The sequence below is a fragment of the Clostridium tertium genome (assembly GCF_902652255.1).
Classification (GTDB): Bacteria; Bacillota; Clostridia; order Clostridiales; family Clostridiaceae; genus Clostridium; species Clostridium tertium_A.
Genome location: NZ_CACRTO010000048.1, coordinates 64,843 through 84,411, shown reverse-complemented (window position 1 = coordinate 84,411; position 19,569 = coordinate 64,843). Strand labels below are relative to the sequence as shown.

Annotated in this window: 18 protein-coding genes; 11 read left to right on the top strand and 7 right to left on the bottom strand. The window is 28.1% G+C overall.

Features of this window, described 5'->3' with window-relative positions; genetic code table 11:
- Nucleotides 1-113: 113 nt before the first annotated feature.
- From GPX08_RS15640 to GPX08_RS15630, 3 genes are all read right to left on the bottom strand, one after another.
- Nucleotides 114-455: a PTS lactose/cellobiose transporter subunit IIA gene (locus tag GPX08_RS15640; RefSeq protein WP_156627754.1), complete on the bottom strand. Its 342-nt coding sequence runs from the start codon at nt 453-455 to the stop codon at nt 114-116.
- 38 nt (nt 456-493) lie between these two features.
- Nucleotides 494-1,738 carry a PTS sugar transporter subunit IIC gene (locus tag GPX08_RS15635; protein ID WP_156627753.1) on the bottom strand — a complete coding sequence of 415 codons (1,245 nt, stop codon included), beginning with the start codon at nt 1,736-1,738 and terminating at the stop codon, nt 494-496.
- 132 nt (nt 1,739-1,870) lie between these two features.
- Entirely contained in the window at nt 1,871-2,185 is a 315-nt protein-coding gene (locus tag GPX08_RS15630) for a PTS sugar transporter subunit IIB (protein ID WP_156627752.1), read from the bottom strand.
- Nucleotides 2,186-2,365: 180 nt separating this feature from the next.
- On the opposite strand from GPX08_RS15630, the gene GPX08_RS15625 reads away from it, so the two are divergent.
- Nucleotides 2,366-4,318: a PRD domain-containing protein gene (locus GPX08_RS15625; RefSeq protein ID WP_156627751.1), complete on the top strand. Its 1,953-nt coding sequence runs from the start codon at nt 2,366-2,368 to the stop codon at nt 4,316-4,318.
- A gap of 124 nt (nt 4,319-4,442) precedes the next feature.
- Here GPX08_RS15625 and GPX08_RS15620 read toward each other — a convergent pair whose 3' ends face one another.
- Complete coding sequence (locus GPX08_RS15620) at nt 4,443-4,796, bottom strand: thiol reductase thioredoxin (RefSeq protein WP_156627750.1); 354 nt, start codon at nt 4,794-4,796, stop codon at nt 4,443-4,445.
- Between the two features lie 125 nt (nt 4,797-4,921).
- Nucleotides 4,922-6,340, bottom strand: coding sequence for a DUF4317 family protein (locus GPX08_RS15615; RefSeq protein ID WP_156627749.1), 1,419 nt, complete (start codon nt 6,338-6,340; stop codon nt 4,922-4,924).
- Nucleotides 6,341-6,721: 381 nt separating this feature from the next.
- On the opposite strand from GPX08_RS15615, the gene GPX08_RS15610 reads away from it, so the two are divergent.
- From GPX08_RS15610 to GPX08_RS15580, 7 genes are all read left to right on the top strand, one after another.
- Nucleotides 6,722-7,267 (top strand): DUF4342 domain-containing protein, encoded by a 546-nt coding sequence (locus GPX08_RS15610; protein WP_156627748.1) that lies wholly within the window; start codon nt 6,722-6,724, stop codon nt 7,265-7,267.
- A 286-nt stretch (nt 7,268-7,553) separates the two neighbouring features.
- Nucleotides 7,554-8,108, top strand: coding sequence for a ubiquitin (locus GPX08_RS15605; RefSeq protein ID WP_156627829.1), 555 nt, complete (start codon nt 7,554-7,556; stop codon nt 8,106-8,108).
- A complete protein-coding gene (locus GPX08_RS15600) occupies nt 8,101-8,781 on the top strand; it encodes a response regulator (RefSeq protein WP_156627747.1) in 681 nt (226 codons plus the stop codon). The genes GPX08_RS15605 and GPX08_RS15600 overlap by 8 nt, the downstream gene beginning before the upstream one ends.
- Nucleotides 8,774-10,027, top strand: a complete 1,254-nt coding sequence (locus GPX08_RS15595; protein WP_156627746.1) for a sensor histidine kinase — start codon at nt 8,774-8,776, stop codon at nt 10,025-10,027. Before GPX08_RS15600 ends, GPX08_RS15595 begins: the two co-directional genes overlap by 8 nt.
- A gap of 273 nt (nt 10,028-10,300) precedes the next feature.
- A complete protein-coding gene (locus tag GPX08_RS15590; RefSeq protein ID WP_156627745.1) occupies nt 10,301-11,911 on the top strand; it encodes a phosphoenolpyruvate carboxylase in 1,611 nt (536 codons plus the stop codon).
- A 204-nt stretch (nt 11,912-12,115) separates the two neighbouring features.
- On the top strand, nt 12,116-13,138 hold the full coding sequence (locus tag GPX08_RS15585; RefSeq protein ID WP_156627744.1) for a nucleoside hydrolase: 1,023 nt from the start codon (nt 12,116-12,118) through the stop codon (nt 13,136-13,138).
- A gap of 124 nt (nt 13,139-13,262) precedes the next feature.
- Nucleotides 13,263-13,979: an arginase gene (locus GPX08_RS15580; RefSeq protein ID WP_156627828.1), complete on the top strand. Its 717-nt coding sequence runs from the start codon at nt 13,263-13,265 to the stop codon at nt 13,977-13,979.
- A gap of 213 nt (nt 13,980-14,192) precedes the next feature.
- Here GPX08_RS15580 and GPX08_RS15575 read toward each other — a convergent pair whose 3' ends face one another.
- Nucleotides 14,193-14,669 carry a DNA starvation/stationary phase protection protein gene (locus tag GPX08_RS15575; protein WP_156627743.1) on the bottom strand — a complete coding sequence of 159 codons (477 nt, stop codon included), beginning with the start codon at nt 14,667-14,669 and terminating at the stop codon, nt 14,193-14,195.
- Between the two features lie 175 nt (nt 14,670-14,844).
- Nucleotides 14,845-15,264 (bottom strand): transcriptional repressor, encoded by a 420-nt coding sequence (locus tag GPX08_RS15570; RefSeq protein ID WP_156627742.1) that lies wholly within the window; start codon nt 15,262-15,264, stop codon nt 14,845-14,847.
- Between the two features lie 192 nt (nt 15,265-15,456).
- Between GPX08_RS15570 and GPX08_RS15565 the strand changes: the two genes are divergently transcribed.
- The 3 genes from GPX08_RS15565 to GPX08_RS15555 all read left to right on the top strand — a co-directional run bounded on the left by GPX08_RS15565 (nt 15,457) and on the right by GPX08_RS15555 (nt 19,568).
- Nucleotides 15,457-16,134, top strand: coding sequence for an ATP-binding cassette domain-containing protein (locus GPX08_RS15565; protein ID WP_156627741.1), 678 nt, complete (start codon nt 15,457-15,459; stop codon nt 16,132-16,134).
- The gene (locus tag GPX08_RS15560) at nt 16,134-18,647 is read left to right on the top strand and encodes an FtsX-like permease family protein (protein ID WP_156627740.1); all 2,514 of its coding nucleotides are present in this window, start codon (nt 16,134-16,136) and stop codon (nt 18,645-18,647) included. The genes GPX08_RS15565 and GPX08_RS15560 overlap by 1 nt, the downstream gene beginning before the upstream one ends.
- 246 nt (nt 18,648-18,893) lie before the next feature.
- Nucleotides 18,894-19,568, top strand: coding sequence for a response regulator (locus tag GPX08_RS15555; RefSeq protein ID WP_156627739.1), 675 nt, complete (start codon nt 18,894-18,896; stop codon nt 19,566-19,568).
- Nucleotide 19,569: the final 1 nt, after the last annotated feature.

Below are 19,569 nucleotides of genomic sequence, written 5' to 3'. Positions count from 1 at the left end.
AATTAGATATTAAAGAGGGGAAAGAAGAGTAGCTCAAACTTTCACTAGAAAATAAAGAAAGTGCACAAACATTTCTGCTTATGCACTTTATAATTAGTGTGTTAATTAATGAGCTATTTATTTTTTATTATATCCAAGATATCAATTAGTTCACTTGCGATACGTACTTCACTATTGATAGTCATTAGTGTATCTTGTGCATGAGTAAATAATAAACTGTATGAATATGATATCCCTCTACTTTCATTTTGAATGACATTTGTTTGGGATACATGAGCTAAACGAATATTTTCTTTTGCTTTCGCAAGTTCTTCTCTAGCTTTATCAAATTCAAATTTCTTAGCATGTGCAAGTGATTTTTCTGCATTTAAACGAGCATCTCCAGCATGCAAAATAATTTGCATTGCAACAGAAACTAGTTCATTTTCTTCAAATTCTTCTACTATTTTAGACATAATTTAACCCTACCTTCAATTTTTTTGCTTATTTTAATTTAGTTTTCTTGTAATTCACCATCTTCAATCATACATTGCTTTTCATATACCTTAAAGAATGGGAACCAAATCATTAAGTATACAATGAATAATACAACAGCCCAAAGAATTCCTCTCATATCTTGTGTAATCATAACTGTTGAAATAGGCACTGGTACCTGTCCAACTTGATTTAATGTTGCTGGTATATTTAACCAACCAACTCTCATAATAAAATATACAATTGCTGGTCCAACGATTGCATTAATCCACATAGGTAACATTAATATTGGATTAAATACAACTGGAGCTCCAAACATAATTGGTTCATTTATATTGAAAATAGAAGGCCCAATGAAAATTCTTCCTAATGTTTTTAAACGAGATGATTTTGAGAATGTCATAAGTACATTCAGGCCAAGAGTTGCTCCCATACCACCCATTGTAATTAGTGCAGCTGTGAATACGGTTTCAGTAGTAGCAATATTTGTTGGTGCAAGGCCATTTGCAACTGCTTCAATATTTGCTTGTATACCAGCTAAGTATATTGGTGTTGAAACGGCTCCAAATAACCAAGAAGATACACCCATTGTATATAAGAATGCAGGAATAAAACAAAGTAAGATTAATCCATACCAAGTTTGTGCAAAACTTTGTAATGGGGAGAATACCCATAATACCATTTCAAAAATATCCATTCCTAAATCTTTTGTAAGGATCATTCCAATTCCTAATGTAATTAAAGTAGGAATAATGTAGTTTATCCATCCTGTTACAAAGTCAGGAATTTTTGTTGAGTTTTCTAACACATGTAATTTAGAATAAAGATTAAAAATTATGGCTGTAAATAATCCAGCAAAAATACCAACTGCAATACCAGTTGCTCCTAATCTTCCGCCAGTAATAATCATATTTCCAGCTTCATCATATGTAGGCATAACGAACATGATCAGTACTGCAATGGCAACCAATCCACAATTTGTAGTATAGAATGGTTTTCCTAGTTTCTCCATAACTTGTTGTGCTACCATAAATGCAATAATTAATGAAATTAGTCCAAAACTATAGTCTGCAATCATCCCCAAATCTGGTAATTGAGGTATATAAGATCTAAATACATTATAAAAATAAATTACTGAACCTGTTAAGATAAATGGTATTACCTTTTGCATAGAAGATGAAACTGCAGCAATCCAAGGTTTACTACAAATTTTATTCATACTTGGAGCAAAGGAATTTGAAAGCCAATCCATAAACTTTTTCATAATAAATTTTCCTCTCTATAATAATTAATTCTTTTATTATTTTATCAAATGATGTATAATATATTTGATAAGATTTATATCTTTTCAAAGCTAGGGGTGGTATCTTAGCTTTTTTTTTTGATTTTTAAGTAATTATCCGTTAATTGTTGATAGTGCTAAATCTAATAATGCGTCTCCATTTAAAGTTGCATATATTGTTTGTGGAATTATAACAACTGGGACATTATAAGGTCTTGCCATTTCTTCAAAACTAGCTTTTTCATTTTCATAGTGTGGGCCTACCATTAAAATATCAATTGAATCCATGTAGCTTGCTATATCTGAAGCGCTTCTTGCTTCAATATTTACAGAAAGATTTCTTTTTTTTGCGACACCTCTTGTACGTTGAGCAAGAAATCCACTTGACATTCCAGCTCCACAACATAATAAAATTTTCAATTCTTTCATATTAACACTCCCTTTTAAACATTTGTGTCTTTCGACAGTTTCATTATGCATCTTTTTTTTTTAGTGTGCAATTTATGTTTTGCACCGCTCAGTGTAATTCTTAAAGTGAAAAAATAACAGTTTATTATATAATTATAGTAGAATGATTTATTTATTTATATTTTATATAATTATAGTAGAATGATTTATTACCGAAGATTAAAAAGGAGACAACCTATGAAACCGAATCAAATAAAATTAGTATCTTATTTATTAAAACAAAATAATCCCGTTACCTCAACAGTATTGGCTAAGCAACTGCAAATTAGTGTTCGAACAATAAAAAACTATGTTAATGAAATTAATTTACAGGGTAAAACTAAGGTAATCTTATCTACTAATTCTGGATATCAAGTCAATCGAGAACTTGCAAAACAGCTACTGATGAGTGAAAAGAGTGATATTCCTCAAAATTATTTAGATCGCTCATTTTATATTATTAAAAAACTATTAATTGAACATATACCATATTTAGATTTATATGAATTATGTGAAACATTGTATATATCTTACTCAACACTAAAGCTTGACATTACAAAAATGAATCAAGCTTATTCTAATTTTCATATTAGTTTTGTTTGTAAAAATGATCAGCTTAGAATATTGGGTGAAGAAAAACATAAACGTAAATTAATTAGTCATTTTTTATTTGAGGAAGCAAATCATAAATTTATAGATTTAACAGTTTTAAAAAGTTGTTTTCAAGAAGATGGAGTTGATGAACTAAATCAAATTATCCATTCTATATTTAAAAAATATAACTACTATATAAATGACTTTTCATTATCAAATATAATTTTACATTTAATGATATTAATTGATCGTGTTTTATATGGGAATTCTATCCAGTCAAATAACAACATTACAATTGAGGATGAGATAGAAAGAGCTCTTGTGAATGATATCAGTGAGAGCTTAGAAAGTACTTTTAATCTATGTTTAAATGAAAACGAAAAATTCGAAATATATATGCTTTTCAAAACAAATGCAAATCAATCTTTATCTAAAAATATGAGTGATTTAAAAAAAATTGTAGGGGATGATATTTTAAATATCACTCATAAAATTATTACTTCTGTTAATGAAGTGTACTTGCTTGATTTATTAAATGATACATTCTTAATCCCTTTTGCTTTGCATTTGAAAAATCTTTTTGAAAGAAGCAAAAATAATAGTTTTACCAAAAATCCTATGGTAGAAAATATTAGGAAACAATGTCCGACTATTTATGATATTGGTATTTATATATCAATTCGACTAAAAGAATTAAATAAAATGGAAATTCCTGAAGATGAGATTGCTTTTATTGCTTTACATATAGGGGCAGAAATCGAACGAAAAAAAGTCAATGATGAGAAAATTCGCTGTGTTATCTTATGTCCAGAATATATGGGAATGCAGACAAAGTTATATAATGAAATATTAATTAATTTTAGTAATCATTTAAATATAGTTGCAGTAGTTTCATTTCCATACCAACTTGAAGCCTTAAAATTTGATTTATTAATTACTACAATTAAGGTCGATGAAAACCCTAATTATAAAATTTTTACTATTTCCCCTTTTGCAATTCAGATTAATAAAAAAGAGATGTACAATGTTCTTGATGAAATACAACAAAATGCGAAAAATTGCATATTGAGAAAAAACTTTCATTATTTCTTTAATAAAGATTTGTTTTTTTTAGATCCTGTTGAATCATCAAAAGAGGACTTAATAAAAAATATTTCAAAATTGATGCAAGAACAAGGTTGTGTTAACGATGATTTTTCACAGAAAGTTTTGGAACGAGAAAAAGCAAGTTCAACTGCATTTGGTAACATCGCAATACCTCATAGTGTACATATGAATGCAATTAAAACTACAATAGCTGTTGTTATTAGTAAAAATGGATTTCGATGGGGAGAAAGCCATGTGAATATAGTATTAATGATTGCTATTAACAAAATCGACAAAAAAATATTCAGAGAATTATATGAAGCTTTAATAGCTCTATTTACAGATAATTCAATTGGAAATATAGTAAAGAATTGCAATTGTTTTAATGATTTTGAGTCTATAATATATTCATCAACAGAAGCAAATAAAAAATAGTAGTTAATTAAAGTTAAAGGAGCTGTCGTACAATGAAAAATTAAGAATTAATTTCTCATTATTAATTCTTAATTTGGGCTGTTTGTGCGACAGCCCCATATATGTTGTATTAAAAGTTAGGATATTATTTATTTAACATATCTAATATCTCATCTTCTGGAGTTGAAGAATCGCAACGAACTTCTACTTCATTATTTTTTCTAACAATAAAACCAGGTACAGTTACTATATTATATTTTGATCTAAATGCTCTAACATTGGCATCTGAAAAATCTTCGCTATCTACGTAATAAATAGTTGTATTGATTTTATCAGTTAATCCACTTAATTTCTTAGCAAATTTACGACAAAACGGACAAGTTCCTCTACCTATATAAACTACAGATAAATCTTCAGTAGACAGTAACTTATCTGCTTCTGAAGAAAGTATCTTTTTAAATTTCTGTATATCTTCTATATAACTGTTTTTTTCAAACATATTATTACCTCCTACCCTTTTACAATATTATACCAAAACTAAATTATTACATCAAATTAATTGGATATTTAGAATCATAAACAAAAAAGGAACTATCTTAAAGACAGCTCCATATCTGTTATAGCTTAAATTAAATCATCTAATCCATTTACTGTAGTTTGTTCATTCTCATTGATAGGAATAACTATACATTTTTGCCCATCAATCATTTGAGATTTTATTTGAGGTATTTTTTCAGGCTTTACTTGAAGTATAACATCATATTCAGAATTAGCCTTATCGTCTGCCAGAATTTCATTATTAGTTTCATTTGTAACAGTTTCTACTGTTTCTTCTAAATCATTATCTTTAGGATCTTCCAAGTTAGCATCTATAGATTGATCCAAATTAGATTCAATGGAATCTGCTAAAGCAGAGTCATCATTGTTATCTGATAAAGGAGTAGATTCCTTATCTATAGCGACTTCTTGCTTAACCTTCTCAAGTCTATTTTGTAAAATCTCAACTTGCTTTTCAAGTCTTTCTTCTCTTTTTCTTTGCTCATTTGCCTTAAGTACTTTTGTATCAATTAAGTTTTCTGCTAAAGGAAGGTCATCACCAAAACATTCAACATAAGACTTTTCTATCTTAGAAGTAAGCTCTTCTGGGATTCCACTTTCTATTAAAAGGTTTTGGATATCCTTATTTGTTAATGTTATAGGTTCTGAATCTGGGTCATCGTATATTGCATTATATTCATCAATAATATTATTTAAATTATCTTGTACTTCCATAAATATTTTATCTGCTTTTTGTTCATCAGCACCGAAGGAATCCTTAATAATTGATTGGAAGGTATCCTTTTGAATAGCAGCAGTTTGTCTTGAGTAGCAGCCTAAAGCATTTTCCATTAATTCTGGATGAGTATCCTTAGCATTCTTTGTGTAATACATAATGGAGTTAACATCTGAACTACGATTGATAAATGCAGGGAATATAAAGCCATTAGTTGGATTCTCAACTACCCAATCTCTTATACGTGCTTTTATTTTATTTTCTTCTTCAAAGTATCTAAGACCAGGATCTGAAAGTGAAACAGGGCAAATTGCACATAATACATATTCATATACTTCTTCAGATTCATCTAGCTTTAGGTTATCTTTTGTCTTTGTGATAACATCATAAGCATCATGAAAAATAAGTATTAAATAGTTACTAGTATAATCATAGCTTTCAATAATAGATTGATAAAAATCCTCTAATAGAGAGTCATCCTTAAGTTGACTGTTTTTTAATTGCATAAGAGAAACTTGCTTTTCATTTATAAGGTCATCATTAAATGGAAAGTTAAGTTCTAAAATATTATTTCCTATAGTACCAGAAAGAACTTTCTTAGCAATTTCTAAGTACTTAAAGTATTCATCTTCATCTAAATTTAAAAATGTTTCTCTAAATTTTAAGATAACATGTTTTTCTCCATTAACATAACAACCACACATTTTAGTGAAAGTGCAGTGATCTTTCTTCAAACGCTTTTTTAGTTCAAGTATATCTTTTTTTCTCATATATAAACCTCTTAATATAATATTTCATTTAAGCTAAATCAAGGATTTAGAGTAACAGAGGAAGGTCCCACTCAAATACATTCTCATGAGGTAAGGGACACTAGCTAAATCAAAGATTTAGAGTCTTAGGGGAAACTCCTTCTCACATACGTTCGAATGAGTAAGTTCGACTAGCTAAATCGCAGATTTAGAGTCTTACTTAAGTATAGTATTTTTTTATGATTAATTAAAGGGATATAAGAGCAACTTAATTTTATTAATTAAAATAATTTATTTTTAATCTAATTTTAATCTTTCTTATATTTTAGATTAATTTTCTAAAAGTATTATATAACCATAGTAGATGAGGAAATCAAAATAAAAGCTATGGAGGTAATTATAATGGAAAGAAATGAAATTATTGAAGTTTTAATGGGAAAGGTTAATGTTACTAAAGAAGAGGCTACAGAAGCATTAGAAAATTGTAATTGGGATCTTCTAGATGCTGTTATTTATTTAGAAAGAAGAGGAAAAGTGGAAAATAATGAAACTACAACTATAATTGAAGTAGCAGCAGAGAATCAAAAGGAAGAAAAGAAAAAAGAATACAAAAATAAAGACGAAAAATGCGGTGGTATTGGAGAAATGGTTGGAAGAATATTTAAGTTTGTAGGTAAAGTTTTAAGAAAAGGAAATGAAAATCACTTTGAAATTAAAAAAGAAAATGAAAAACCTATTAGAATATCTTTAACAATATCAGCAATTTTATTAATATTCTTATTTATACCTAGTTTAATATTATTAATAGTAGGTTTATTCTGTGGATATAAATACTCAATTTCTGGTCCTAACATTAATTATGATGGAGTAAATGATATTTTTGATAAGGTATCAGAATCAGCAGATACTATTAAAAAAGATTTTAAAGAAGGATATGAGAATAATTAACAGTTAACAATTGGTAATTAGCAATTAAGGAGATAATTTGTTCCAAATTATTTAAATAGAATTACTAAACATTTTAAAGAGTTCTTATGAATATATTGAAAGCCCCTGTTAAAAAACAGAGGTTTTTTCTTTATGGTTGGTATTAGTGATTACCTTTAGAATATGAATTCTTTTTAATGATATCTTCTTTTTTTATTATAAAGATAGAAAGATAGATGGTATAATTTAATAATTAAGGGTAGGGATATAAATGGAATTTTTGTGTCATGAATATGGAGGATTATCTATGGAGAGATTTAGGCTTGTAGATAAATTAAAAGATAAAGCAAATATTAGCTATGAAGAAGCTAAGACTATTTTAGAGGAAAATAATTGGGATATTTTAGACTCTATGATTTATTTAGAGGAGATAGGAAGAGTTAAAAAGCCTTCTGTAAGTGTATTTTATACTAACGATTATAAAGAGTCTTATGAAGAGAGAACTGAAATGGTTAATATTACTGATAATAAAAAAGGGGAAAAGTCTAGAGGTAAAAATAATTTTGAAGGGATCTTTGAAGCTGTATGTAAATATATAGATAGTTGCAATAATATTTTGATTGAGATAATAAGAAAGAATACAGTAATTTTAAGGATACCACTAACAGTAGTTATTCTACTTTTATTATTTACATTTTGGATAACGATACCTGTAATAATAGTAGGATTATTCTTTGATATAGAATTTTATATATCAGCTAAAAAAGTAAATGCAGATAAGATTAATAAGGTACTTAGCGATATATCAAAAAGTATAAGAGATTTAAAAGAAAAAATTAAGAAGAGGTTTAATAATGGTTAAGATTTTAATAGTTGAAGATGAAGAGAAAATTGCAAGATTTCTAGAACTTGAGTTAATACATGAAGGTTATGAAATATTAAAAGCTAATAATGGTAGGATGGGGCTTGAAATTGCAGAGAAGGGGGAAGTGGATTTAGTTATCCTTGATGTAATGCTTCCTGAAATTAATGGACTTGAAGTACTAAGAAGAATTAGAAAAGTTTCAGATATTCCTATTATAATGCTTACTGCTAGAGATGCTGTTATGGATAAAGTATCAGGTCTTGATGCAGGTGCTGATGATTACGTTACAAAGCCTTTTGCTATTGAGGAATTATTAGCAAGAATAAGAACAGCTCTTAAAAAGAGAGTAGTTACTGAGAAAAAGGACATAGATGTACTAAGTTGTGGGTTATTATCATTAGATAAAAAGAGGCATAAGGTAGTGTACAATGATACAGAAATTGAGTTAACTAATAGAGAGTTCACTTTATTGCAAATATTAATGGAAAATAAAAACATTGTATTGACTAGAGATGTGCTTATTGAAAAAGTATGTGGTTACGATTATTTTGGAGAAACAAATGTAATAGATGTTTATATAAGATATTTAAGAACTAAAATAGATGATACCTTTAAGACAAAGATTATTACTACTGTTCGTGGTGTGGGATATGTAATAAAAGATGAGTAAGAAAAATAAATCAAAAAATGTTACATCTATTGCAATAAAAATTAACTCCGTATTCGTAAGAAATTTATTTTTTAAATTTCTTGTAATTGATATAATTCTAATTCTTGTTTTAATTATACTTTGGAGTATTGAAAGAGAAGTGAATTATTATGGAGAGTTTATTCAAAGTGCTCAAAGATCAATACAGCTATTTCCTATTGAAGAAGCCAGTTATACAGTTAATTGGAGTGACGGTAAAACATTACTTATAGAATTTAGCTCATTTTTAGTTAATTTAAAAAAAATAATAATTCCTGTTGGAGTAGTAGAAGGAATATTCTTATTACAAGAAATAATATTTGGTACTGCAAAAACTAGACATATTTTAAAGCCTATTGATGAGATAGCAGAAACAACTAATAGGCTTAGTAATATGGAATTTGATGAAGAAAAGTTTCAAAACCTAGAAGATGCTATATCTAAAATAAGTCCTGTAGCATCTAATGAAAGAGTTCACATTGGAGATAGTGAACTTCAGGGGTTAGAGAATGCCATTAATAAACTTTTAGATAGGATGAGAGATTCTTATATGCAACAAGCAAGGTTTGTTTCAGATGCATCTCATGAGCTTAGGACACCAATTTCAGTAATACAAGGTTATGCAAATATGCTAGATAGATGGGGAAAAGATGATGCTAGTGTATTAGAAGAGTCTATATCAGCAATAAAAAGTGAATCTGAAAATATGAAGAACTTAGTAGAGCAGTTATTATTCTTAGCTAGAGGTATTAATGGAAAAACTCAACTTACAATAATAGAGTTTTCACTTGATGATATGATGAATGAAGTTTTAGAGGAATCTAAAATGATAGATAATAATCATGGGTATAGATATATTAAATCCGAAGATATAAAAGTATATGGAGACATAGGCTTGCTAAAACAAACTGCAAGAATATTAGTTGAAAATGCAGCTAAATATACTGCAGAAGGTGAAGAGATAATATTGAGGGCAGGAAGAAATAATGAAGGTGTGCCTTTCTTTTCTATTCAAGATAACGGCATAGGTATGGATGAATCAGATATACCACACATTTTTGAACGTTTCTTTAGAGCTGATACAGCTAGGGTTAGAAAAAATGGGGGGACAGGATTAGGTTTATCAATAGCTAAGTGGATTATTGATAATCATAAGGGATATTTTAGTGTCTTAAGTAGAAAAGAAATAGGAACGAGAATAACAGTATTTTTACCACAGAATAAGTAAGTTATATTTCTAGGGAAATATAACTAGATATTTAATTGTAGAAGACAGTAGGATTGAAAATCTTGTTGTCTTCTACATTTTTTATTATTTAAATAATAAACTAAAAATTTATTGATATATAAATTGTTTAGAAAAGCATATCATTTTAAATAAAAATAATGATTTTGCAATTTTGAAAATAAATACTTGCATAATTCAAAAATGTATTTTATAATTTTAACACAATTAGAAAAAATATGAAGTAACAATTTAATAAATATTGGGGGCAAATAAATGAGAAGATATCCAAGTTGTATGGCAACACAACATCCAGATAATTCACAAAAGTATATAACAATACAACAAGAACCAGAAGAAGCAGTAAGAGATTTAAACTTGCAAGAAAAAGGTGGGCTAGGAATCGAAGAAGTGATGGTTGATTTTGAAGGAAAGCTTACACCATACCATCAAACTTCACAAATAACATTGGGATTAATTAATGAGGGATTTACTCCAGGTGAGGATGTATTTGTAACACCGAGAATTCCAAATGCTATAAAGGAACCTGTATTTAGACAGTTAATGAGTATAATGTCATTGGTCGAAACTAATATGTTAGCTTATCAACAAACAGGTAAACAAGCTATTATTGAAACTATTATTCCGATGATTGAGTCAGGAGAGGAATTAATAAGAATTCAAGAAAGAGTTAATTCAATAATTGATCTTGGAAACAAAAACTATGACATAAAATTCCCTTTAAATAGCATTAAGCTAATTCCACTAATGGAAGGAATACCTTCTTTAGTAAATATAGATAAGATTATTGATAAATATTATAAGCACCTTTGTAGCAAAGATTATAAATTAAGGGATCTAAGAGTAATGATTGCTAGATCAGATTCAGCTATGTCCTATGGTGTAGTATCATCAGTTTTAGCTGTTAGGATGGCTATTAGTAAGATTCATAAATGGGGACAAGAGAATGATGTTGAGATAGCTCCTATTTTAGGGTGTGGATCACTACCATTTAGAGGGCACTTATCAGCGAATAATATAGAAAATACATTCAAGACATATGCAGGAATAAAGACATTTACTATTCAATCAGGGTTAAAGTATGACCATGGAACAGAGGAAACTAGAGAAGTGGTAAATAAACTTAAGAGCCATGATTATATGGAAAACTTTAAGATACTTTCTGAGGAAGAAATGGATCTTATGAGTGAGTATATAGGAGTATTCTCTAAGCATTATATAGATATATTCACTAGAGTAATTCAAGATATAGATGGTATTTCTAAGTTTATACCAAAGAATAGGGATAGATTAGCAAGTTCAAAGTCAGGATTACAATATGTAAGAGAAGCTATTGATGTAACAGAAGTAGTAGAACTAGTTAAGGATCCAAAACTTAAGGAAGAACTTTTAAGCCTAAATACAGATGTTAATTGTTCAGTACCACGTGCAATAACATTTACGGCATCAATGTACACAGCAGGAATTACTCCAGAATTCTTAGGAGTTGGAAGAGGATTAAGGGAAATTAAAGAAAAGTATGGACAAGAAGGTATAGATAAATTATTAGAATTCTATCCAAGTTTAATAGATGATTTAACATTTGCAGCTAGATATACAAATACAAAAATATCTAAGGGAATTGTTAATGAGGAGAGCAGAGCAACTTACAAAGAAGATTTCAGCTTAGCTTGTGATATATTAGGGATTCTAGCTAAAGATTATCCAGAAGAAGAATTCTATCATACTCTATTAAAATCTGTAAGACCAATTTTACTTCACTTAATGGGCAAGGAAGAAGAAATGTTCGATGATGTTGAAGAAGAAATGAAGATATTAAAAGAATGGATTGTTAAGCTAGGAAAGTTAAGAGGTAGCTTAGGTTAATAAATAAATGGGAGGCATCTAAATATTAGAGCCTCCTTTTTTATTTATATTATTATCGTAATTTTTAGAAAAATATTGCAATGTTAAAAGTTTGATTATACAATTATATATAACCGGTTACACATATAAAATATAGGATTAAATAAAATACTATGAAGAAGAAAATAAAAGTTGTTTACAAATCTTAGATTAACTTAGGAGGTTATTATGTTAAGTAATGAAGAAATTAAAAAAAGGCTTTTACCGCCAAAGGGAAGGGTAAAGGTAGTGTTAGATGCAGATGCTTATAATGAAGTTGACGATCAATTTGAGATTACTTGGGCATTTACTCATTCTGAGAAATTAGATATCCAAGCGATTTATGCTGCCCCATTTAATAATGAAAGATGTGATGGTCCTGAAGATGGGATGCTAAGAAGTTATAAAGAAGTACATACTATAATGGATATGGCAGGGATACCAAATAAATATCCTGTATATAAGGGTAGTACAGGTTTTTTAACAGAAGAGAATACACCTATTAACTCTGATGCTGTAGATGACTTAATAAGAAGAGCTAATAGTATGGATGGGGAGCTTCTTTACGTAATAGCAACTGGTGCCATTACAAATGTTGCTTCAGCTTTAATTAAAGATCCAAGTATTGCAGAGAAAATAGTAGTAATTTGGCTTGGAGGACAGCCTTTATATTGGTCTACTGCTTTTGAATTTAATTTAAGTCAAGATAAAATTGCTTCAAGACATGTATTAGATTGTGGAGTACCTTTAGTTTTAATACCAACTATGTCAGTAGCTTCTAGGCTGTCAACTACTAGCTTTGAATTAGATCATTATCTTAAGGATACCAGTAAAAGTGGAGAATACTTAAGAAAATGTGTCTCTGATTTTATGGAGGAAATATTAAAAAAGGGTGATGGTGGATTAAAGAAACTTACTAATGAAAGTGGAAAGCCATATTTAAGAAATTTAAGTGATTATGATGAATCTGAATATGAAGTAATAATATCCCCAAAAGCTAAAAGTAAAATAATATGGGACATAGCTGTAATAGCATTTTTAGTTAATCCATTGTGGACAAAAAGTCAATTAGTAAGTTCTCCTATATTAAAAGATGATGATACATGGGAATTAACAGAAAATCGTCATCCTATAAGAGTAGTAATGTATTTAGATAGAGATGCTATATTAGGTGATATGTTTTATAGAATAAGTAAATTACCAAAATAAAATGCAATATTGAATGATGATAACATAAGGGCTAAATTAGAACTATAAAAAATTATATGGTAAAATATGAATATGGAAGTTTTGTAAGCAAGGAGGGGGTTTTGTGGAAAAACTTTTAACAGTAATGAATTTTTCTCATGTATATGAAAAGGAGAAGTTCTTTTTAGATGAGGAATATAGATGGATTGACTGTACTAAAGTTAGAGGAACTAATGGATATTGCGATAAGACTGCATTTCATATTTTACAGGATAAGACTAAGTCCTTAAGCCCAGAGGGTATTCATTTTATAGATTCAGGAAACTATCATTATGTAAGTGAATTATGGATAAATAAAATAGAAGAAGATTTTACACTTGTAGTTTTCGATCATCATTCAGATATGACAAGACCTAGTTTTGGGAATATACTATCTTGTGGTTCTTGGATAATGGACGAGGTTGATAAAAATAAATATATAAAAAGGGTAGTAATAATTGGCTTAAGTGAAGAGCAAAAAGAAACTATTCCAAGCAAATATCTAGATAAGGTAGTATGTATTTCAGATAATGATTTCATACAACTCAATAAAGAGGATATATATAGATTTATAGATGATAAATATCCAGTTTATATTTCAATAGATAAAGATGTTTTAAGTGAAGATGTTGTTAAGACATCTTGGGATCAAGGAAAAATGAACTTTGATCTTCTAAAGAGAATTTTACATAGTATTATTTTAAAATTTGATATTATAGGTATCGATGTATGTGGAGAAACTGAACCTAATAATATAGAAAGTATAAGAAATAATGATAAGATCAATACATCACTATTAAACTTTTTATTGTATGAGAATTAGAAGCATCAATTTATACTCATCTGTGTTATAGTGAGTTTTCAGATATTATCAAAGCAATTGAAAATTATGATATAAATTATAGACAAGAATTATAAAAAAGATAAAATTGAAAGATTATTTTATTAAAAAAGGAAGTTCGAATATGAACTTCCTTTTCTATGTTTAGTTGTATAAATTAAAATAAATATTATATATTCTAATTCTATTTTTCTATTATTTTGCCATATATGATCTAATCATCCAAAGGGCCTTTTCATATTCTGATATAAATCCAGCCATTAAATCAACTGTACCTTGGTCTTTAGCTTCTTCTGCTAAAGATAAGATTAATCTTGATTGATTAAGCATACTTGAAAAATCCCCTTCTAAGATATTTATTGATTCTTCTGCAGATAAGCCTTTACTATCTAATTCTTTTAAAGAAGCAAGATTTAAGTATTCCTTCATTGAAGCTGCTGGTCTATGACCTAAAATAAGAATTCTTTCAGCAACTTCATCTAATGACTTAGCCATTGCTTCATAATATCCTTCAAATACGCTGTGTAATTGGAAGAAAGCTTTACCTTCGATATTCCAATGCAAGTTGTGAATTTTAACATATAATAAGTTAAGATTTGCAAGGTAGTCATTAAGTGATTTTACTACACCTTCAATTTTATTATTTTCTAAGCCTATATAATTATTATTCATAAATATTACCTCCTACAATTTATATTAATTTCAAATTTGTAATGATTACAATATTATAATAATACTAAATTTAGGAAATGTCAATACTATTTCCAAAATTTAATATATAAAAAAACATAGTTCACATTTTAGTTAGTTGTGAACTATGTTTTATATTACTTTCATAAAACTATCTTTAATTTATCTTTTTACATTTTTTACAGATGCCTTTAAAATAAAAAGATTGCTCATGGATATCAAAGTCCTTTAAAGAATCTATATTTAGGCTATCTAAATCAATTTTTATATCGTAAAGAGTATGGCAAGACTCACATTTAAAGTGTCCATGTTTCTTCACATCCAATATTTGATATCTAAGTTCATTTTCATCAATTATAATAGCTTCTACAATTCTCTTTTCAATAAAAAGATTTAAAGTATTATATACAGTTGTTTTTGATAATGTCGGAATTTCATCTATTAAAACAGAATATATTTCATTTACGCTTGGATGTTCTTTACTATTATATAAATATTCAAAGATTCTCTTTCTTTGATAGGATGGACTAATTCCATGATCTCTTAGATATTTTTCAATATTATCAATGAGTAACATAAGTATCCCTCCTGTGTAATTATTATTAATTATATAAGTTTAGCATAGTTTAAAAAAGTAATCTATAAAAAAATAATTAATGCTATATTATATTAAAATAATTTTAAAAATACTTAAGTTCTGTCAGAAGATTGTAAGAAGTTATATGTAAAATACAAAGTATAGTAAATAAAATTTTTGAGGTGGAGTTATATGAGTATTTTAAAAACAGAGAGTTTAGTGAAGATATATGGGGAAGAGGCTAATGAAGTTAGGGCATTAGATAATGTCAGTATAGAAATTAATGAAGGTGAATTTGTTGCCATAATAGGTACATCAGGAAGTGGAAAATCAACATTATTAAATATGTTAGGTGGATTAGATAAGCCAACTAGTGGAGAAACAATTATAGGTGATAAAAATATAAGTAAAATGAAAGATGAAGAGCTTACTATATTTAGAAGAAGAAATATAGGCTTTATATTTCAAAATTATAATTTAGTTCCTATTTTAAATGTTTATGAAAATATAGTTTTACCTATAGAGTTAGATGGAGTAAAGATAGATAAAGAATATGTAGATTCAATTATTAATACTTTAGGATTAAAAGAAAAATTAACTAATATGCCCAATAACCTTTCTGGAGGACAACAGCAAAGGGTAGCAATAGCAAGAGCACTAGCTACTAAGCCTGCTATTATATTAGCAGATGAACCTACAGGAAACCTTGATAGTAAGACAAGTATGGATGTAATAGGATTATTAAAGATAACTAGCAAGAAGTTCAATCAAACTATGGTTATGATTACACATAATGAGGAAATAGCTCAACTAGCAGATAGAATTATAAGAATTGAAGACGGTAAGGTTGCAGTTAGAGGTGATGAGTAATGAAATTTGAAAATAACAACAAGGAAGTTATTAAAAAGATAACTAAAGGATCGCTAAAGAAAAATAAGATAAGAAATGTATTCGCCATTATAGCAATAGTACTTACAACTTTTATGATATCTTCTGTATTTAGTATAGGAATAAGCTTTGCTAAAAACTATAAAACAATGAATTTAAGGTTACAAGGCACTACATCAACTGTTGCATTAGCTAATCCTACAGATAAACAAATAGATAAAATAAAGTCATTAGACTTATTAGATAGCATGGGTTATGAAGTTAATGTTGGGAAAGTAGCTCTTGATAGTTTAACAAATAATAGAACAAGTATAAGTGTTAAATATAGTGATAAAGAAAATTTTGAAAAACAGTTAACTCCATGTATAAGTGATATTAAAGGAAACTATCCAGAAAAAGAAAATGAAATAATGGCATCCAAGAAAGCTTTAGAGTTCTTAGGAAAAAGTGATGCTAAAATAGGAGATAAAATTGAAGCTCCAGTAAATATAAATGGAGAAATAACAAATAAGGAATTTATATTAAGTGGATATTATACTACTTATGGAGTAGTGCAAGATATAGGATATTTATTAGTTTCAGAAAAGTTTGTAGAGGAGAACAACTTAACTTTAGAGAATAACGGAACACTTCTTATGACTTTAAAGCAAGATTTAAAAGGTGTGGCAGAAAGCAAGTTAGAAGAGGAAGTTTCTCTTAATGAAAACCAAAAGTTTGTATATAGCTATGACCCTACAGAAGAATTTTCCAATACAGCATTAATTACAGTAGTATTAATAGTAATTATAGCTTTATTTATAGTTCTTAGTGGATATCTTCTTATTTACAACATCCTATATATAGCAGTAACTAAAGATATTAATTTTTATGGATTACTTAAAACTATAGGAGCATCACCAAGACAAATTAAAAAGATAGTAAAAGGTCAAGCTTTTAGATTATCTATAATTGGAATACCGTTAGGATTAACATTAGGTGCAATAGTTTCATTCGTAATTGTACCATTAGCAATGGGGACATTATTCGCAGGAGCTCAAGCAAGTGCAATGCCTGTAGATGTTTCTTTTAATCCAATAATATTTATAGGTTCAGCACTATTTTCATTATTAACAGTTAGTTTAAGTTGTAGAAAACCAGCTAAAATTGCAGGAAGTATTTCACCAACAGAAGCTTTACGTTACACAGGAAGTAAGCCTAAAAAGCAAAAGAAAGACAGAAAGTCTACTAATGGTGGAAAGCTATATAAAATGGCGTGGTACAATGTTTTTAGAGAGAAGAAGAGAGCTATAATAGTATTTCTATCATTATTTATGGGGATTATAACCTTCTTAAGTGTAAATACATTTTTAAGTAGCTTAAGTGTAGATAATTATATTAATAGATATGTAAAAAATGATTTTGAAATACAAAATGTAGAGGCTCAAGCGGATAAAATAGATGATGATATGATAGATAAAATCAAATCTATGAAGGGTGTAAATTCAATAAACTTAAGCAAGTCAAGTACCCTACAATTAGAAATGAGCGAAGATATACTTATGCCATCATTAAAGGAAAGTTATAAGAGGTTTGGATTATCAGATGAGGAATTAAACCAATTTTTAAATCTAGTTAAGGAAGATCCAAGCGTATTATCATCCTCTGTTATGGGAATAGATGATGATCTTATAGAAAGGGTTAATAAGGACTTAAAAGAAAAAATAGATATAGAAGCATTTAAAAGAGGAGAATTTGTTATAGCTGATGCATGGAGCTATGGAGATGATTATAAGAATATAAAGGGTAACTTAACTATAAAAAATTCTAATAATGATTCATCAAAAATCTTTGATGTTAAAATAATAAAGGATAATTCATCATTATTACCATCAGGATTAGCAACACCTTTAGGAATACCAACAATATATATTAGTAATTCTGTTTTAGAAGAATTAGATAGCAATGCAGAAAATTATTTATTATATGTAGATGTTGATGATAAATATGAAGAACAAATTGAATCTGAATTAAAGACTATTAGTGAAAGTCGTGGATTATGGTTTGAATCTAAGAGCGATAAGACAGAAGAGTTTAATAGTTCACAAATGGTAATGAATATACTTGGTAGTGGTATATCAATGATATTAATATTAATAGGCGTAATTAACTTTATAAATGTAATGATAACAGGAGTAAATGTTAGATTGAAAGAGCTTGCTATAATGGAAAGTATAGGTATGACTAAGAAGCAAATCAAGAAGATGTTAACATTTGAAGGGCTATATTATGCAGGACTTACTACTACATTTATATTAACAATAGGAATTGCTATTATTTATGGAATATCAGTACTTACTAAGCAAATAGCAGATTACGCAGTGTTTGTATTCCCAACAGTACCACTAATACTACTAATCATATTTATATTTGCGGTATGTTTAATTACTCCAAGTATTGTATTTAAAGAATCATCAAAAAGAAGTATAACTGAAAGAATTAGAGAAATAGAAAAGTAAATAAGATATATGAACAAAGCTTCCAATAATATAAGCTTATCTACGTCGCTTGCTCCAAGTCGATTTGATTATATTATATGGAGGCTTTGTATTTTATTATTATTTTAATTAAGCAAAGACTAAAGGAAAAAACAAGACTTTGTCTAGTTTAGAAATTAATTATCTTTTCATTAATAAATAAAAAGATTAATTATGGAACTTATCTTTTTGATATAATTAATTTATTAAGTGGACGAGGTGAGCATTATGGCAAGAATATTAATAGTTGAAGATGATAAGATACTTAATAAAGGAGTAGCATTTGCTTTAAAAAAAGAGGGGTATGAGGTAGTATCTGCATATTCCAAGAATGAAGGGAAGCAGATAATATTAAAGGATAAGATAGATTTTTTGCTTTTAGATATTAACTTACCTGACGGTAATGGATTAGACCTTTGCAGAGAAGTTAGAGATAGAGCTAATATTCCAATAGTGTTTTTTACAGCTAATGATACAGAAGAGGATATGGTTAAGGGATTTGAAACTGGGTGTGATGATTATATAGCAAAGCCTTTCTCTGTAGAACTATTAAGACATAAGATTAATGCAATTCTCAAGAGAAATAAAATGGTTAATAAAAATTTATTTGAGTATAATGGGTTAAGAATAGATTTTGATAGAATGTCAGTAGATATTTTAGGGAACGAAGTTAGTTTAACTGCAACAGAATATAAGCTTTTAGAATTGCTTGCAATAAATAAAGGCAAAGTTGTTACGAAAGAAATTCTTTTAGAGAAGCTATGGGATAATAACGGAAATTTCGTTGATGAAAATACATTAAGCGTGAATATTAGAAGGCTTAGAAAGAAAATAGAGGAGGATTCTAAAAATCCTAAATATATAATAACTGTGTTTGGTATAGGATATACTTTGGGGGAGTAGT

Coding starts and splice junctions, on each gene's coding strand:
- GPX08_RS15570 (WP_156627742.1), bottom strand. CDS start 15,264: ATGTTACTCATTGATAATATTGAAAAATATCTAAGAGATCATGGAATT.
- GPX08_RS15595 (WP_156627746.1), top strand. CDS start 8,774: ATGAGTAAGAAAAATAAATCAAAAAATGTTACATCTATTGCAATAAAA.
- GPX08_RS15590 (WP_156627745.1), top strand. CDS start 10,301: ATGAGAAGATATCCAAGTTGTATGGCAACACAACATCCAGATAATTCA.
- GPX08_RS15630 (WP_156627752.1), bottom strand. CDS start 2,185: ATGAAAGAATTGAAAATTTTATTATGTTGTGGAGCTGGAATGTCAAGT.
- GPX08_RS15625 (WP_156627751.1), top strand. CDS start 2,366: ATGATTTATTACCGAAGATTAAAAAGGAGACAACCTATGAAACCGAAT.
- GPX08_RS15575 (WP_156627743.1), bottom strand. CDS start 14,669: ATGAATAATAATTATATAGGCTTAGAAAATAATAAAATTGAAGGTGTA.
- GPX08_RS15555 (WP_156627739.1), top strand. CDS start 18,894: ATGGCAAGAATATTAATAGTTGAAGATGATAAGATACTTAATAAAGGA.
- GPX08_RS15605 (WP_156627829.1), top strand. CDS start 7,554: ATGGAGAGATTTAGGCTTGTAGATAAATTAAAAGATAAAGCAAATATT.
- GPX08_RS15640 (WP_156627754.1), bottom strand. CDS start 455: ATGTCTAAAATAGTAGAAGAATTTGAAGAAAATGAACTAGTTTCTGTT.
- GPX08_RS15560 (WP_156627740.1), top strand. CDS start 16,134: ATGAAATTTGAAAATAACAACAAGGAAGTTATTAAAAAGATAACTAAA.
- GPX08_RS15615 (WP_156627749.1), bottom strand. CDS start 6,340: ATGAGAAAAAAAGATATACTTGAACTAAAAAAGCGTTTGAAGAAAGAT.
- GPX08_RS15600 (WP_156627747.1), top strand. CDS start 8,101: ATGGTTAAGATTTTAATAGTTGAAGATGAAGAGAAAATTGCAAGATTT.
- GPX08_RS15580 (WP_156627828.1), top strand. CDS start 13,263: ATGAATTTTTCTCATGTATATGAAAAGGAGAAGTTCTTTTTAGATGAG.
- GPX08_RS15635 (WP_156627753.1), bottom strand. CDS start 1,738: ATGAAAAAGTTTATGGATTGGCTTTCAAATTCCTTTGCTCCAAGTATG.
- GPX08_RS15565 (WP_156627741.1), top strand. CDS start 15,457: ATGAGTATTTTAAAAACAGAGAGTTTAGTGAAGATATATGGGGAAGAG.
- GPX08_RS15620 (WP_156627750.1), bottom strand. CDS start 4,796: ATGTTTGAAAAAAACAGTTATATAGAAGATATACAGAAATTTAAAAAG.
- GPX08_RS15610 (WP_156627748.1), top strand. CDS start 6,722: ATGGAAAGAAATGAAATTATTGAAGTTTTAATGGGAAAGGTTAATGTT.